This is a genomic window from Enterobacter sp. ENT03 (assembly GCF_019218745.1).
In the GTDB taxonomy this organism is placed as follows: Bacteria; Pseudomonadota; Gammaproteobacteria; order Enterobacterales; family Enterobacteriaceae; genus Enterobacter_D.
This window is the reverse complement of sequence record NZ_JAHUXA010000017.1, coordinates 1-15,789: the sequence shown is the minus strand read 5'-3', so window position 1 is coordinate 15,789 and position 15,789 is coordinate 1. Positions and strand designations below refer to the sequence as shown.

17 protein-coding genes are annotated in these 15,789 nt (G+C 51.0%); 2 read left to right on the top strand and 15 right to left on the bottom strand.

Annotated elements, in window-relative coordinates; all coding sequences use genetic code 11:
• Nucleotides 1–2 precede the first annotated feature (2 nt).
• From KW828_RS17635 to pmbA, 14 genes are all read right to left on the bottom strand, one after another.
• Nucleotides 3–779, bottom strand: a complete 777-nt coding sequence (locus tag KW828_RS17635) for a DUF4311 domain-containing protein (protein WP_218337608.1) — start codon at nt 777–779, stop codon at nt 3–5.
• A 21-nt stretch (nt 780–800) separates the two neighbouring features.
• A complete protein-coding gene (locus KW828_RS17630) occupies nt 801–1,100 on the bottom strand; it encodes a DUF4312 family protein (protein WP_218337652.1) in 300 nt (99 codons plus the stop codon).
• 2 nt (nt 1,101–1,102) lie between these two features.
• Complete coding sequence (locus tag KW828_RS17625; RefSeq protein ID WP_218337607.1) at nt 1,103–1,465, bottom strand: SFCGS family glycine-rich protein; 363 nt, start codon at nt 1,463–1,465, stop codon at nt 1,103–1,105.
• 10 nt (nt 1,466–1,475) lie between these two features.
• On the bottom strand, nt 1,476–1,793 hold the full coding sequence (locus KW828_RS17620) for a glycine dehydrogenase (RefSeq protein WP_088220598.1): 318 nt from the start codon (nt 1,791–1,793) through the stop codon (nt 1,476–1,478).
• A gap of 297 nt (nt 1,794–2,090) precedes the next feature.
• Nucleotides 2,091–2,600, bottom strand: coding sequence for a DUF2726 domain-containing protein (locus KW828_RS17615; RefSeq protein ID WP_218337606.1), 510 nt, complete (start codon nt 2,598–2,600; stop codon nt 2,091–2,093).
• Nucleotides 2,601–2,780: 180 nt separating this feature from the next.
• Nucleotides 2,781–4,058, bottom strand: coding sequence for a fimbrial protein (locus KW828_RS17610; protein WP_218337605.1), 1,278 nt, complete (start codon nt 4,056–4,058; stop codon nt 2,781–2,783).
• A gap of 76 nt (nt 4,059–4,134) precedes the next feature.
• Nucleotides 4,135–4,737, bottom strand: a complete 603-nt coding sequence (locus KW828_RS17605; RefSeq protein WP_218337604.1) for a fimbrial protein — start codon at nt 4,735–4,737, stop codon at nt 4,135–4,137.
• A gap of 73 nt (nt 4,738–4,810) precedes the next feature.
• Entirely contained in the window at nt 4,811–5,410 is a 600-nt protein-coding gene (locus tag KW828_RS17600) for a fimbrial protein (protein ID WP_218337603.1), read from the bottom strand.
• 16 nt (nt 5,411–5,426) lie between these two features.
• Nucleotides 5,427–6,014 (bottom strand): fimbrial protein, encoded by a 588-nt coding sequence (locus tag KW828_RS17595; RefSeq protein WP_218337602.1) that lies wholly within the window; start codon nt 6,012–6,014, stop codon nt 5,427–5,429.
• A gap of 47 nt (nt 6,015–6,061) precedes the next feature.
• Nucleotides 6,062–8,611, bottom strand: coding sequence for a fimbria/pilus outer membrane usher protein (locus KW828_RS17590; RefSeq protein ID WP_218337601.1), 2,550 nt, complete (start codon nt 8,609–8,611; stop codon nt 6,062–6,064).
• A 51-nt stretch (nt 8,612–8,662) separates the two neighbouring features.
• Nucleotides 8,663–9,418 carry a fimbria/pilus periplasmic chaperone gene (locus KW828_RS17585; RefSeq protein ID WP_218337600.1) on the bottom strand — a complete coding sequence of 252 codons (756 nt, stop codon included), beginning with the start codon at nt 9,416–9,418 and terminating at the stop codon, nt 8,663–8,665.
• Between the two features lie 3 nt (nt 9,419–9,421).
• A complete protein-coding gene (locus tag KW828_RS17580; RefSeq protein WP_218337599.1) occupies nt 9,422–10,033 on the bottom strand; it encodes a fimbrial protein in 612 nt (203 codons plus the stop codon).
• 417 nt (nt 10,034–10,450) lie between these two features.
• A complete protein-coding gene (gene cybC, locus KW828_RS17575; protein WP_218337598.1) occupies nt 10,451–10,840 on the bottom strand; it encodes a cytochrome b562 in 390 nt (129 codons plus the stop codon).
• Nucleotides 10,841–10,895: 55 nt separating this feature from the next.
• Complete coding sequence (gene pmbA, locus KW828_RS17570) at nt 10,896–12,248, bottom strand: metalloprotease PmbA (protein ID WP_218337597.1); 1,353 nt, start codon at nt 12,246–12,248, stop codon at nt 10,896–10,898.
• A gap of 94 nt (nt 12,249–12,342) precedes the next feature.
• Here pmbA and yjgA point away from each other — a divergent pair, with 94 nt between their 5' ends.
• Nucleotides 12,343–12,897, top strand: coding sequence for a ribosome biogenesis factor YjgA (gene yjgA / locus KW828_RS17565; RefSeq protein WP_218337596.1), 555 nt, complete (start codon nt 12,343–12,345; stop codon nt 12,895–12,897).
• A 163-nt stretch (nt 12,898–13,060) separates the two neighbouring features.
• Here yjgA and mpl read toward each other — a convergent pair whose 3' ends face one another.
• Nucleotides 13,061–14,443: a UDP-N-acetylmuramate:L-alanyl-gamma-D-glutamyl-meso-diaminopimelate ligase gene (mpl, locus tag KW828_RS17560; protein WP_218337595.1), complete on the bottom strand. Its 1,383-nt coding sequence runs from the start codon at nt 14,441–14,443 to the stop codon at nt 13,061–13,063.
• Between the two features lie 174 nt (nt 14,444–14,617).
• Between mpl and fbp the strand changes: the two genes are divergently transcribed.
• Entirely contained in the window at nt 14,618–15,616 is a 999-nt protein-coding gene (gene fbp / locus KW828_RS17555) for a class 1 fructose-bisphosphatase (RefSeq protein ID WP_218337594.1), read from the top strand.
• The last annotated feature ends 173 nt before the right edge of the window (nt 15,617–15,789 follow it).

Here is a 15,789-nt window from a genome sequence, read left to right as displayed (position 1 = left end):
TGTTATTTGCCGCTTACCGCGTTGTGGATCAGATCCAGCCAGTTCGGCACGGTGAGGTGGAAAGATTCGATCATTTTCATGTCGAAGCCACGGAAGAAGGCGCTCAGCACAAACAGCGCAACGATAGCGGCCATCATCACTTTGGTGACGCGGTTCCAGCCGCTCTCTTCCACGCCCTTGCCGATCAGAATGCCGAGCACCAGACCCGGTACGGCGTTGCCCATGATCAGCTGTGCAGCGCCGCCGAAAATGGTCGCCCAGAAGCCAGACTTTTTACCGGCATCAATCGCCGCCAGCCAGAAGATCACCGGCATCACGGTGTTAACCAGCAGGTTAGCCGCCGGCACCAGCACTTTTACCGCCGTCACCTGTAAGGCCGCCGGTACTGCCGAGGCGGTGGAGTTGAGGAAGGCGACGACGATCATGCCGATCACGCCGCAGGCAATGGCCATCTTTTTCGGATCGTGCAGCGTCTCGCCGACGTTGCGGTTTTTGAGCATCAGTGCCGCTGCGCCCCAGTTCGGGATGATGCGATGATCAACATCCTGGGTGAAGGATCCCGCCGCCACCGACGAGGCCCAGGCGTTGAAGAAAAAGCCCAGTCCAAAGGAGAAGTGCGATGCCGGATCCCCTTCACAGGAGTTCAGCTCGCCTAAGGTACGAAACGCCCCCATCCCCTGGGTGGTTGGCGCGTGAAACATGCGTGCAGCCCCGGCCCCCACACCCACGCCGACCAGGCCGCCGATGATGAGAGATTTTATTAAAATTATCAGGAACATAGTTAAACCCTATGGTGAAAATCAGGTGTGCGTGACAACGTCCACTTTATCGAGATTAATGGCGGTCACGTTGACGGTAACGTCCAGCTCCACGCTGAACGTGCGTCGCTCCCGGCGCAGAAAGAAAAACAGAAATGCTTCTTTGCGCACCGCTTCACGCGCATGAACAACCTGCACATCCTGTGGCTCTATACGCAGTAAAATATGCGGCGATGCTTTCATCACCGCGCCCTGAACCTGGTTCAGGGCATCCGCAAAGGCGCGCGATTTCGACTCGCCTTTGCCGTTAACGCGCACCGTGGTGGTGAAGTGCTCTTTTATGCTCATACGCCGTGCTTTTTCTGCCACGCCAGCACCAGGCGCTCGCCTAACTCTTCTTTATCCATAAAGCCGAAGCCGAGCACGTTACAGCCTTCGTTGATGGCGGTGACGCCCTCATCCACGGAACGCATGCCGTATTTGGCCTTGTAGCCATATTTGGTCTGTGCGGTGATCGCCCCTGCGCCGCCGCTGCCGCAGAAGGAGATGCCAAAGGTGGCGTTTTCTGCTTGCATGACGTCACCCAGTTTCATATCCGCCGCCACGCCCGGTACGACCACGGCGCGTCCACCCGCTTTTTCCACACCGGCCGCCACTTTCTGACCTTTGCCCAGGCGATCGCCAATCACTACGGTAATCTGTTCCATCTTTTGCTCCTTACAGGTTGTCTTTCGCCACTTCGAAGTGCACCGACAGCAGCCAGGCCTCTTCTTTGGGAAGGTTGCCAAACGCCGCCACGATTTCATGGGCAAGTGACATTGAATCTTCTGAGATCTCGTCAAACAGGCTGGCATCGACCTCCGGCAGTGGTTCGCCGGTTATCGAACGGTGCGCCATGGCACGGACGTGCGAGGTCAGCATCTGTTCCTGTACCGCGTTGGGGATGATGTTGTGGCGGGCCAGCAGGCTGTAGACCTGCGCTAACATGTTGTCCGCCAGACGTCCCGCGTCGTTGTTTACCGCTCCATTATTCACTCGTCTTACCCCGTTAATGTCTCCGGGTTAAAACTAACGGCGAAGGTTAATAGTTTGTAGCGAGTTGTTTTCCACTTCGAAGTGGAAAGGTCAGTGGCAACAGTGATCTGTTCCACAGAAATAGCGGCATGAGGGATTTTTGGCGGGGATAGTGTGAGTTTAATCACGGTATGGCGGCGTGTTCCGCGCGTCATCCGACATAAAAGAAAATGCCGTTCTGTGAGATAAACGCGCTTTTACGGGAAATATTGGAAAGGCTTATGCCTCTCTGCGCGGGTGGCAGAGAGGCCGCAGCGATCAGGCATTCAGTGCTGGCAGGCGCGCGATCAGCGTCGTGAGATCGTCCGGGTGATAACCAGGTGTTATTTCCAGATAAGCGATCCCGGCTTTACGACACGCTTCTTTTTTAACGGCGTCACGCTCAATAGCATTGCCCTGATAATGCGCCGCGCCCTGATATTCAATAACGGCAACGGGATCGCCATAGCAGGAGATGATGACAAAATCGGCGCGTTTACTGTTTATACACAGATAGGCGACTTTATTATCTGAACCGATGATTTCGCCAAAACTTACCTGCGGAAAAACCATCAGATCTGGCCGCCCTGCTTTCAACGTTTTTTCCAGCTGTTTAAAAAGCGCGTATTCCTGTTTGTTCATGAGCTTGCGTTTGTGAAAGTCACTTTTCGCTACAATATCGAGCTGACCTGCGGCTTTCTTTTGCGGGGCGGCTTTGCGTTTAGCGGATTTACTGGTTTGCAGCAGCACCACAATGATAATTGCCGCAGCAATGGCGATATATTCCATTTTATACAAATTCCTTATTAATATTTAAAATCTATAATGACAATGAATATTCAGGCGGGGGAGGAAAAACGCAGAAATAATAGCGGAAAATAGACGCTAAAGCATTACAGGGAGAATAACGAGAAACAATAAATGACGTTTTGCCGGGTGGCGGCTTGCGCCTGACCCGGCCAACGTTTCTCAAGGTATCTCAAACATAAGGGTCGCCGATGCCTGATAATCTCCGGCACCCGTCGGGTTTGTACTGGTGGCGGGAGTAGGGTAAGCATAAAATACCGCCGTGGCGATATTATTATCGACCGAGGGTTTCACATGCTGGCTTCCATCTACTTTAATCAGATTACCGTTAACATCGGTGATCTTAACGCCCAGGCTGCTAATTCCTGTTCCCTGCACCAGCAGAATGCCATTCGACGCTGCACTCGGTGATAGACTATTGCCGACCCCGGTCATTGACCAGAGCACACCATTAGCAAAGGTGGAATCCATATCGCCAGTGCACTTAAATTCTATCTTTGTCTCTACAGGAGTATATCCATCGGGTTTTCCCCCTTGCCCCTTGCCCGCCAGTTTTGTCACTGACAAAGATCCGAGATCAATGGTCTTTGTCGTTTCTCCCGCTTTACAGGTTGTTGTGGGTGTTAGTGTGACCTGGAGATAGTAATCGATAAGATCGGTAGGATTGGCATTCTTTGTACACTCATTGGCAGCAGCATAGGCGTCCGGACCGTCCCCTGGACTAATACACAGATTACGTACCTCTGATCGACCAATCATTATTCGGGGAATAATGATTGGGGAAGACGGTGTTTTAGGCATAAAAAAAGACACATTAACATCGCGGTTATTGTACTCATTACTTAAGGAAAAAATAAAATTGCCATTTTGACAAATAACAGTCGGCGTGTAGGTTCCATTACCGCCAGCACATTCAATAACATTGTTTCCTTTAGCAGCATTGATCCAAATCTCATACCATCCCTGACCAGGCCCAGATAATCCCTTATTTTGTAAGTCTATAAGGTCTACATATTGACTCACCCCGTTCCCGTTAGTAGGAAAAAAGAGTTTCTGCTCTATACGTATATAAATGGGTAAAGTTGTTCCCGTGACCTCATTACGCAATCTGTAATGGACCTTACCATTCTGACCAGGCATCGTATCGTAGATATTAACAACGTTGCCCTCATATTTACCTATAATCAGCGGGGAAGCACTCGACCAGCGTTTGTTAGTATTCTGGAAGGCGGGGGTACGCTCTCTGAAGCTAATCGGACTAGCGCCCAGAGACATTGAGAAGGACGCACTAAGGGGCCCTCCAATATTCCTTACAGCTTCATTAATAATAATTTCAGCGTTGCTCGCCGCGTCATATCTATTAAGTGTAACTGTCGATTCCGCAAAAGATGTACCAACAAACATAAAAAGTAGAGTAAGGAGAAAAAATTTTGCTTTCATCTCACATCCTTATTGTTAATGAAAAAATAGCAGGCTTTTAACATTCCTGTTAACCCCATTACGCCTGGCAATCGAACTATTCATAATTTGCACTCACGGTTAATATCGCCTCAACCGGGCCGGACGTCACCGGGGTACTGGTTTGCATATACTTCACATAAAACTCCCGCGACTGGTTCATAGGATGACGCGCATCGACGGCGTAGCTTATTTCCCGACTAATCCCCGCACTCGTTAGCACATTTTTGTTATCACGAATGTCATAAACCGCAAAGCCGACGCCATTGTTTATTCGTGTGTTGTTCTGGTCAACGGCCTGATTAGTAAATGCGCCAGGACTAACTGTCCCGTCGGGATTGAATGCACCGAAAGTTAATTTTAAAGTATCATTGGTCTGCGCTGAATTCTCGCAATTATCCACGAATAACAGCAACGGCCATTTATCCGCAGATTCGCTACCTGGCCCGGTAAAAATACTCAGGCGAACGGAATCGATGATTAAAATGTCCGATTGAAAATGAATATCGCAGGTAGATTTCATCACATTTCCACTGAAGGACAGCGCCACCCCCGCATCTCCGGCATTCCCTGTGGGGACATTTTCATCTCCCTTTGCCTGCGCCAGTAGGCCGTAGCCACTCAGGAGCCAGAACGCGATAGCAGGAAATATTTTCTTCATCCTTTATCATCCCTAATAAAGCGATTTATGTTACTCAGTAAATACTTCGCCAGGTTTCCCTGGCAAAGTGTTTTTATAAATAGGTTATTGTAGCGGTACCGGTTGCGGTTAAGTTACCGATCAGTGATGAAACATCGGTTCCAGTACCCGCCTCAGTTACTGATAATACTTTGAAGAACAAAGGCCATTTATTATTAGTTAAAGTACTTAGCGTTATTTCGGTGCCAGCGTTATTGGCATCACTTCTTAAATCCAATGCCTGACTAACGCCAGTGTCGCCGGTTGCCTTAAATATGGCATAGCCCACCGGTGTTTTCGTAGCACCTTTATAAAAGTAGGCTGACTTATAATTCCAGGGACCATAGCCTACGGCACCTTCAGACGATGCAAATTTTACCGTCGCTTTAGTCGTACCCGATGAACAATTTGAAAATTGTATTGCGCGCTCTTGTACCAGAGGTGAACCCGCATTGGTAATTAACGTTCCCACGCTTTTATTAAGTATTTCATTTGCCTTAACCGAGCCAAAATCAACACTATTACCACCCACAAAGGTTGCGGTGCAGGTTGCAGCAATCAGTTTCCCGGTAAACGTCAAATTGACGGTTGCATCATTTGCTGCCATGGCTGGGAGCGATGCACAGACCAGTAAACCTAACATTGTCTTTTTCATCAGAAGTATCCTTTCTTTACTGATATTCAATATTTAACGTTGCGCTGGCATCCAGCGAACCACCCTCTAATAATGCAAGGGTAGCCACCGTAGGGATTATCTTAGCCTTCATATATATGCTGTATTTTGGCTCAAAAAGACTACTGTCGGCGCTCGGCGTATTGGTCGCCTCCAGGTCCGTATAAGTATCAGTCAGGCCATTTTTAACCTGGGTTAAAAAAGCAACATTTTTAGCGTTAGCTGCGACGGAGGCATCAGGTGCGATCCATGTTTTACCGCTCACAACCTTAGTGTGAGGAGCCGAGAGCGAAACTTTTAAAGTCTTGACGACATACTGGCAGTTTATGTCAAATTTAATACTCTGCTCAGGAATTTCATATCCGGCAAATGCCTGGGCGACAGTAACATTACCAAACGCAAACGTCATCGCGCCAACAGCATCTGTGTCATTTTCAAAAGTACAGGTTCCTGGTGTAACATTCAGTTTTGCATCATAATTCAGTACTGTTGGAGGGGTCACCTCTGCATGTGCTAATGACCCAAAACCCGCCATGCAGAACATCGCCGTAATGGGTACTAATTTTCTGTATGCTATTTTTTTCACAATCAAACTCCTTTTTAATAAAAACACGGCGCATAATCGCCCTTGTGTTATTTGCATATCACATTATCTATCGACAATGTCTGTTGCGTCACATCATCCACCGCCACGGGAATTTCATAGCTGAACCGGCATTGTTCTTCAGGTTTATTTCCCCATATCACAGATAATACGCCAGACTGTTCCACGCCACGGGTGAACGCCCTGCTACTTTGCCCGACATAACCGACGGCATTATCCTTGCTGTAAATCTCAGCACCCATCGGAATATTTTTTCCGCTGGCCATTTTCAGGCGGAAAAGTACAGAGCGTCGATCGTCAGTTTCGAACGGCACATAAATAATCGCGCCTGCTCTTGGTACCACTTTGGTTGAGGTTTGCTTCAATTCCGTATCGGCTTCCATTTTGGCCGGGTCGATGCCCACTTCATTAAAATGGTAAGCTGATAAATTTGAAATATAAGCATACCCCGCATTATTAATTCGCACGCTGGGATCGTTTTGTGCCTGGGCGCCTTTTGCGCCTTTGGCCTCAATTAACGCCACTGGACTGTCGCCGCTGATGGTTTTCCCGAAGGTAATACCCCCGCTGTGCACCAGGATGCCGCCACTGGCGGTCAACGATAATTGACTGCTATCGTCAGTGCTGGAAGATACATTCGCCCCGAGTGTGCCATAGCGGTTATCCCACGAGATGTTGCCGCCAATATTTTCAACTTCACTATCACTGCTGCCATTGCTTTTACGGTAATTCGCATTCACCCCGTAGTTCAGGTTCGCATTCTGGTTATAACCCGATGCCGAGGTGTTAAGACTGCTGTTGTGATCGTTATCAGTGGTGTAGCTGGTGTTGAGGTAGTTAAACAGCGGTGTCTCATCCGCGCTAGCCGCATTACCCAGCGGTATAGATAGTGAGAGATAAAGCTGATCGTCTTTCTCGTTATCCTCGGTGTAATAACGGTTCACCGAAATACTGTACCCCACCCGACCAATATTATTGCTGTAGCCCAGTTGATAACTCTTTTCCTTTCTGCTGCTCTGCCAGTATTCAGCGAGCGTGGCGGTGGTGTAAAACGAGCCCCATCCTTCTTCCAGCGCCTGGCTGACACTGAGCTGAAAACGGGATTTCAGGCGGTCTTCTCTGTCGTACCACTCCGTTTCATTGAGGCTATCGACCGCTTCACTCAGGGTGTAATAGTCCTTCGTGGAATAGCGATAGGCGGTGATGTTAAAGCTGGTATTCGTCGGGTTAATAAAGCTGTTATAGGTGATGCCGTAGCTTTGCCCCTGCTTTTTACCGTCGCGCCCGTCCATGCTGGAGTGGGTAGCATCCAGCGACACCGCACCGACGGGCGTATTCAGCGCCACCCCGAAAATCGCCGCGTAATAGTCCGTCATGTATTCAGCGCCTGAATACACCGAGAAAAAGTTGTTCACGCCGTACTGCCAGGTGCCCTGTGCCACCAACGGCTTGTCGCCTGTTGTATAGCCGTCATACTCACCGTAAGCCAGCGAGTACACACTCACGCCGGGGTATAAAAGCTGCCCGCCACCGTTATAGGGGATAGCCAGTTGGCGGGTACGTCCATCAGCTTCCTCGATGGTGACGTCAAGCTGCTCGGAGGTACTGATCGGGTTGTAGTTATCAATGGCAAACGCACCGGGCGGCACCGTTGTTTCCAGAATTTTTTGCCCGGCCTGCTTGATGGTTACCTTCGCATTCGACTCGGCCACGCCACGGATCACCGGGCGAAAAGCGTTCATGGAATCCGGCAACATGCGTGTGTCGCTGGAGAGCGTCACGCCGCGCAACGGAAAAGCATCAAAAAAGGTACTGCTGCTGTAGATTTCGCCCACGCGCAGTTGCGATTTCAGGCGGGCGACATCGTGCTCGACGTACAGGTTCGAGCTGTCAAACGTTGTGCCCTCTTCCTCGCTGTAGTTGGCGTCGCCGCGCACTCGCGCGCGCCAGCCGAGCACGTTAAGCCCGCCGTCAATCCCCACCCAGCCGCTGTCGGATTTAATGCCGCTGTAGCTGGAGTGGTAGTAGTTGGCGTTGTAGCTGGCAAAGGCCGCCGTCATCCCGTCTTCCCACAGGGTTTCCGGTACGACATCGTCGCGCTGCTCGCTCACCAGCACCTGGGGGACCTTCACATTCAGTCGCTGCTCGTTAATATCCATCTTCCAGGAGGCCTGGGGGATCAATTCCGGCAAGGGTTTACAGGCGCTCTCATCCTCAGACTCCGCGGAGTAATCGATCGCCTTAAGATCGATACCCAGCGCAATTAAGGTTTTGACATTAAGACAAGGGATCGCCCGTAATGGCTCTTTAGGGTTTTCTTTGAACTCAATATCAAATTTACCCCGTTCTTTGTCATTTAACGTTACCGTCGCCGAGTATTTCCCTGCAATTACGGGGTTACCTTTCGAAAAACGGCTGACATCAATAGGTTGTTTAGACAGGAAAACATTATTGAATTCGACTTCTTCATCTTCCGTCGCTTCGGTATTTTCCTGGCTTTCTGTTGCATACGCGCTGCAAGACATACCCATTACTAACATGGCATGCATGATCAGCGAGAGCTGAAAGCTTTTTTTCATTCCTTTGATTTCCATTTAATAAATCCCACGCAATCCGTTTACTGCCGGGCCTTATTTAATGACAGCGGTGCCCTCTACATCATTGCCGAAATCTGAGATAAAGCTGTACTTCAACTGTGCGCCCGCAGAAGGTTTATAAGATTTATTTTGAAAGGTGAACTTTTCACTGGAAAACGGCGCAACCATGTTTGAATTAGCGGCATTGTTATTGACGTTGACCGTGCTGAACGTCACGTAATAGGGACTATTATTTTTTGCCACTAATTCACCATTCTCAACCTGCCAGTCCACTTTGGCGGCGGCATTTTCTGGTTTAATCGGCAAATTATCTGGCCGGTAAAACATTTTGATGCGGGTACGAAAAGCGAGTTGTAATTTATTGGTATTTTCTTCCGCTTTTTTCGATTTAGGAGGGACTTCCAGGACGTTAAGGTAATAAATGGTTTCGCGATCTTTTGCCAGATTTGCGTCCATTTGTGCAATACGCAGCGTTTGGCCTTTTTTACTGTCGATACGCGAAACGGGCGGCGTCAGAATAAAGGGCAGATCAATATTTTCCGGGGATTCTGACGCGCGACCATCATCAAGCCAGGACTGTACCAGCAACGGGCGCTTACCTTCATTGGTCAGACGAACGTTGACTTCTTTGTCACTCGCTTTATAAATAACGCGGGTTGAATTAATAACCACATCAGCAAAAGCTGATGAACTCAATGCCAGCGCCGCGAAAGCAACGCCAGAAAGTAATTTGCGGGACATATTTTCATTCCTTGAAAATAAACGGCAGGCTGGCTGCCGTTTAGACATGACTTAAATATAAGCTACAGTAAAGGTTGCCACGGTTTCGAGCTGGCCAGGAGTAACATCGGCCACATTCCCTGCAGTTAAAACATAGCGCGTTTCAAAGTTATATTTTACGCCGGTGGCTGAAGCATCTTTATAATCTTCAGCGGGAATAACGTCAGCGCCCTTACCCATCAGAAGCCGGGTGCCGCCTACCTTTGTAAAACCAATCTGAACACCTTTGGTCGCCGTTGCCATTTGATCGGCTGAATCCAGCATGGTATTACGATACGTTGCAGATGCTGGCACTGCGGCATAGCCCGCCTGGTCGAAGCTGACCGCGACTTTTTTACCTGCCGGACAGCCTTTCAGCGTAATTTCAATATCGCGTTTATTCACGGATGCCTTGAAATCACCGTTAGGCCCGGTCACGGTTTCCGTCAGTTCAGTTTTGCGGATGTGAGGAATAATATACATCGCTGAAGAACTGCCACCATTGATGCTGACGTCTGCACAGGTTGTGTCGTCAACGCCGCCAACCAGGTGGATTTGACCATCGCTCGCCAGTGCATTCCCTGCAACCAGGCCAGCAGACGCAAGCACAACGACCTGCGAAATTTTTGATAATGAATTGCGCATAATTCCCTCTAACCTCCAATAATCATTCCATTTATTTGTCCACTCATATCAATTGCATAATAAATAAATCGAAAAATTGCAGAAAACCTACAGGTTTTACCGCTAATCGATAAGTTTCAACACAATTGATAGAGGGGTATTATTGGGAGGGGATATGAGTTATGCAAATTACTTTAACTTAAAGTTAAGATTAGTAAATTTAAATTAATCTTAGATGATTACGCTAACAATTAAATTAGAAAGGCGAAAAGATATAAACATAATACTTATTAAAAAGCAACAGGAAGTTTGTCCTGAAATTGAAATTATTTGAAGCTCGTTTTATTTATATTCATTAATTCGTTAAGCAGAAGTATTTCCGGAGGGGGAGATGCAATCAGGCCCAACCGCCAGGCGGCAGTCGGGCCGGTAGATCATTTAGCGGAATTTTTTGTGATAGTTATTGCGGGTGGTTTTAATCTCTTCGGCAGCGGCCTGTGCTTCTTTTACCTTGCCTTCGTTTGCCAGTTTCATCGCGCCGTCAATCTGACCGACGAGAATATCAAAACCGTGGCGGTACTCTTTCATTTCCGGGCTGTCAGCCGCTTTATCTTCCATTTTTGGCGGTGTTGCTTTTTGCGCGTCCAGCGCAGCGGTGCGCATTTTGGTTAACGCAGCTTTCATATCTGCGGCGTTATCGGTGGTTTGTACGACTTTCAGATTCTCACCAAGCGTCTCCATATCCTCTTCAAGATCCGCTGCAAAAACAGCAGAAGAGGCCATCACCAGGGACGAAACGGCTAACATTGCTAAGAGTGTTTTACGCATCAGTTTGCTTCCATTTTTGTTTTTAGATCGGGCGCAGCAGGTCGCGCCCTTTTGTTTACTGACCGGCGATTTTCATTTCCGGCAACAGCACTGAACCACACTGAATGTTGCTGCGTGTTTCAATATCGTCACCAATAGTAACAATATTGCGCCACATGTCTTTGAGGTTGCCCGCAATAGTGATTTCGCTTACCGGATACTGGATTTCACCGTTCTCGACCCAGAAGCCCGCCGCACCACGGGAGTAATCCCCGGTAATGCCGCTTACGCCCTGCCCCATCAGCTCGGTGACCACCAGCCCGGTGCCCATCTCTTTAAGCAGTTGCTCAAAGCTGAGGCCGCGACCAGCAATGCGCCAGTTGTGGATGCCGCCCGCGTGCCCGGTGCTTTTCAGCCCCAGTTTGCGCGCGGAATAGCTGGTCAGCAGCCACTGGGTCAGAATGCCGTCTTTAATGATTTCACGGCGTTCCGTGCGCACGCCTTCGCTGTCGAACGGCGTCGAGGCAAGGCCTTTCAGCAGATGCGGATGCTCATCAATGGTCAGCCATTCCGGCAGAATTTGCTTGCCGAGGTAATCCAGCAGGAAGGTGGATTTGCGGTACACCGCGCCACCGGCAATGGCTCCCACCAGGTGACCAAACAACCCGGTCGCCACTTCATTGGCGAAAATAACCGGCGCTTTCATGGTGGAGAGTTTGCGCGGGGAGAGGCGGGAGAGCGTGCGTTTTGCGCATTCCGCGCCGACCCATTCCGGGGATTGCAGATCGCCTAACGCGCGCCCGATGGTGTAGGCGTAGTCACGCTCCATATCGCCATTCTCTTCAGCAATTACGCTGCTGGAGAGCGAGTGACGGCTGGAGCAGTAGCTTTGCAGCATGCCGTGACTGTTACCAAACACGCGAATACCGTAGTGACTGTTGAAGCTGCCGCCTTCGGTGTTGGTGATGCGCTTGTCAACGGCGAGAGAGGCCTGTTCTGCGCGCGCGGCAAAGGCAATCGCCTCATCCGGGGTGATCTCGGCCGGATGGAACAGATCTAAATCCGGCGCATCAAAGGCCAGCAGCTCTTTATCAGCCACGCCGGCATAGGGATCCGGCGAGGTGTAACGCGCGATGTCCAGCGCCGCCTGCACGGTGCGCGCGATGGCGTCCGGGCTTAAGTCGGTGGACGAGGCGCTGCCTTTGCGATTCTGATGATAAACGGTGATGCCCAGCGCACCATCGCTGTTAAATTCAACGTTCTCCACCTCACCGTAACGGGTGCTCACGCCAATGCCGGTTGTCTTCGATACCGACACTTCCGCGCCATCCGATTTGCCAGCGGCTAAACCCAGTGCGGTGGAGACGGCTTCTTCCAGAGCTTTGCGTTGCTCTGCAACTTGTGTGATTACTTTCATCGCCAATGCCATAATGTAAGGGGAGTTTCAAAGAAGTCTAACAGAGAACCCATTCTCAGTGTGCTCCCAGGGTGTTAGTATTAGCCTCTTTTTTAAGGAACCTGAGATGACCAAGCAGCCCGAAGACTGGCTCGACGACGTGCCCGGTGATGATGTAGACGATGAAGATGATGAGATCATCTGGGTCAGTAAAAGTGAAATTAAGCGTGATGCCGAAGAATTAAAACGCCTCGGCGCGGAAATGGTTGATCTGGGCAAAAACGCCCTCGACAAAATCCCGCTGGATGACGATCTGCGCGCCGCCATTGAACTGGCGCAGCGTATCAAGAAGGAAGGCCGTCGCCGCCAGATGCAGCTGATCGGCAAAATGTTGCGTCAGCGCGATGTGGATCCGATCCGCCAGGCGCTGGATAAGCTGAAAAACCGCCACAACCAGCAGGTCGCGTTTTTCCACAAGCTGGAACATATCCGCGATCGTCTGATTGAAGAAGGTGATGATGCCGTACCGGACGTGCTGAACCTGTGGCCGCATGCCGACCGCCAGCAGTTGCGTTCGCTGATCCGCAATGCCCAGAAAGAGAAAGAAGGGAATAAAGCGCCGAAGTCTGCGCGTCTGATTTTCCAGTACCTGCGCGAGCTGGCGGAAGCCGACGCGGAGTAAGAGTAAGGCCGGATGGCGGTGAACGTTTTGCCGGGCGGTGGTAATCGTTTTGCCGGGTGGCGTTGAACGTTTTGCCGGGTGGCGGCTTACGCCTTACCCGGCCTACGGTTCCCGGTTTTACGGTTTTGTAGGCCCGGTAAGCGAAGCGCCACCGGGCGCTGTTTTACACCGGCTCTGCAGCCGCCGCCGCTTTCTTCGCTAATCCGTCCAGCAGTTTCTGATGAATACCCCCAAACCCGCCGTTACTCATCACCAGAATATGATCCCCCGGCTGCGCGGTTTTCACCACCATCTCTGCCAGCGTATCTACATCTGCATGCCAGTGCGCAGGCTGAACGCAAGCTTCCGCGACTTCGGCAACCTGCCACGGAATATGCTGCGGCTGAAGCAGGAACACTTCATCGGCACGTCCCAGCGACGGCGCTAAATCATCTTTGCAGATGCCCATTTTCATCGTGTTAGAGCGCGGCTCCAGCACGGCGAGAATGCGCGCGGTGCCGCCCACTTTTCCGCGCAGCGCGGCAAGCGTGGCAAGGATCGCCGTCGGATGATGAGCGAAATCGTCATATACCGTCACGCCGTTGGCTTCGCCGCGCAGCTCCAGACGGCGGCGGGCGTTAATGAACGATCCCAGCGCATTGGCTGCATCCGCGGGGGCAACCCCCACATGACGCGCCGCAGCAATCGCCATCAGGCCGTTATGCATGTTGTGTTCGCCAACCAGTTCCCACTTCACGCGGCCCACGCTTTCGCCGTCGAGCCACACTTCCCATTCGGAGGCATCCGTGGTCAGCTTTTTCGCCTGCCAGTGGCCCTGCTCGCCCACCAGTTCCTGCTCGCTCCAGCAGCCCATCGCCATCGTCTGTTTCAGATTGATGTCATTTTCCGGCCAGATGATTTTGCCCTGCCCCGGCACGATCCGCACCAGGTGGTGGAACTGCTTCTGGATCGCTTTCAGATCGTCGAAGATGTCCGCATGATCAAACTCAAGGTTGTTGAGGATCAGTGTACGCGGGCAGTAGTGCACGAATTTGGAACGCTTGTCGAAGAAGGCGCAGTCATATTCGTCGGCTTCGATGACGAAAAACGGGCTTTCACCCAGACGCGCGGAAACGTCGAAGTTGCCCGGTACACCGCCGATTACAAAGCCCGGCTTGTAGCCGCAGACCTCAAGGATCCAGGTCGCCATACCCGCCGTAGTGGTTTTGCCGTGCGTACCGGCCACCGCCAGCACCCAACGGTCGCGCAGCACGAAATCGTGCAGCCATTGCGGGCCAGACAGGTACGGAATGTTCTTTTCCAGCACCGCTTCCACACACGGATTGCCGCGCGTCATGGCGTTGCCAATGATCACCAGATCCGGGGCGTTATCGAGCTGGGAAGGGTCATAGCCCTGAATTAACGCAATCCCTTGATCGGCTAAAAGCGTGCTCATTGGCGGATACACATTGGCGTCCGAACCCGTTACCTCGTGACCCAGAGATCGGGCCAGCATCGCCAGTCCGCCCATGAAGGTGCCACAAATCCCCAATATATGAATGCGCATACGTCGTTATCCCTCTTTAATCTGGCGCACATTTTACCCACATGTCAGGGATCAGATAAATGCATTTCAGGATATTCCGTACCCTGCTGGCGCGATTCACCTGTGCGCAATCTTTTGAAACTTTGTTAAGATTGTTGCAGTCGCTTTACTCCACATTGAATGTAGGGAAGTGTTATGAAAACGTTAGGTGAATTTATCGTTGAAAAGCAGCATGAGTTTTCCCATGCTACGGGTGAGCTCACGTCTCTGTTGTCGGCGATAAAACTGGGTGCCAAGATCATCCACCGGGATATTAACAAAGCCGGTCTGGTTGACATTCTGGGTGCCAGTGGTGCCGAAAACGTGCAGGGTGAGGTGCAGCAAAAACTCGACCTGTTCGCCAATGAAAAACTGAAAGCCGCACTTAAAGCACGCGATATCGTGGCGGGCATTGCCTCTGAAGAAGAAGACGAAATCGTGGTTTTCGAAGGGTGCGAACATGCGAAGTATGTGGTGCTGATGGATCCGCTCGACGGCTCTTCCAACATCGACGTCAACGTATCTGTCGGGACCATCTTCTCTATCTACCGCCGCGTCACACCCGTAGGCACACCGGTCACTGAAGAAGACTTCCTGCAACCGGGCAACAAACAAGTTGCCGCCGGTTATGTGGTTTACGGCTCCTCTACCATGCTGGTGTACACCACCGGTTGCGGCGTACATGCCTTTACCTACGATCCGTCACTGGGCGTCTTCTGCCTCTCCCAGGAGCGTATGCGCTTCCCGGAAAAGGGCAACACCTACTCCATTAACGAAGGTAACTACATTAAATTCCCGCAGGGCGTGAAGAAGTATCTGAAGTTCTGCCAGGAAGAAGATCAGGCGACTAACCGCCCGTATACCTCGCGCTATATCGGTTCTCTGGTGGCCGATTTCCACCGTAACCTGCTGAAAGGCGGCATCTACCTGTACCCGAGCACCGCGAGCCACCCGCAAGGGAAACTGCGTCTGCTGTATGAGGGTAACCCGATGGCGTTCCTGGCGGAACAGGCTGGCGGCAAGGCGAGTGACGGTAAAGAACGAATTCTGGACATCGTGCCGGAAAGCCTGCACCAGCGTCGCCCGTTCTTTGTCGGCAACGAGCATATGGTGGATGACGTTGAGCGCTTCCTGCGCGAGTTCCCGGACGCGTAATTTTCCCCTCACCCTAACCCTCTCCCACAGGGCTGAGGGATCCCCGGTAATCTGGTCATTTATTCAGGACCAGATTACTGTACTCTTTTCCCAGCACTTTCAGCGCATTAACTATACTCATCCGTCTTACCTTTCCCGGTTCGTGCCTGAGTATCGCCGCTGCCAGACTCAGA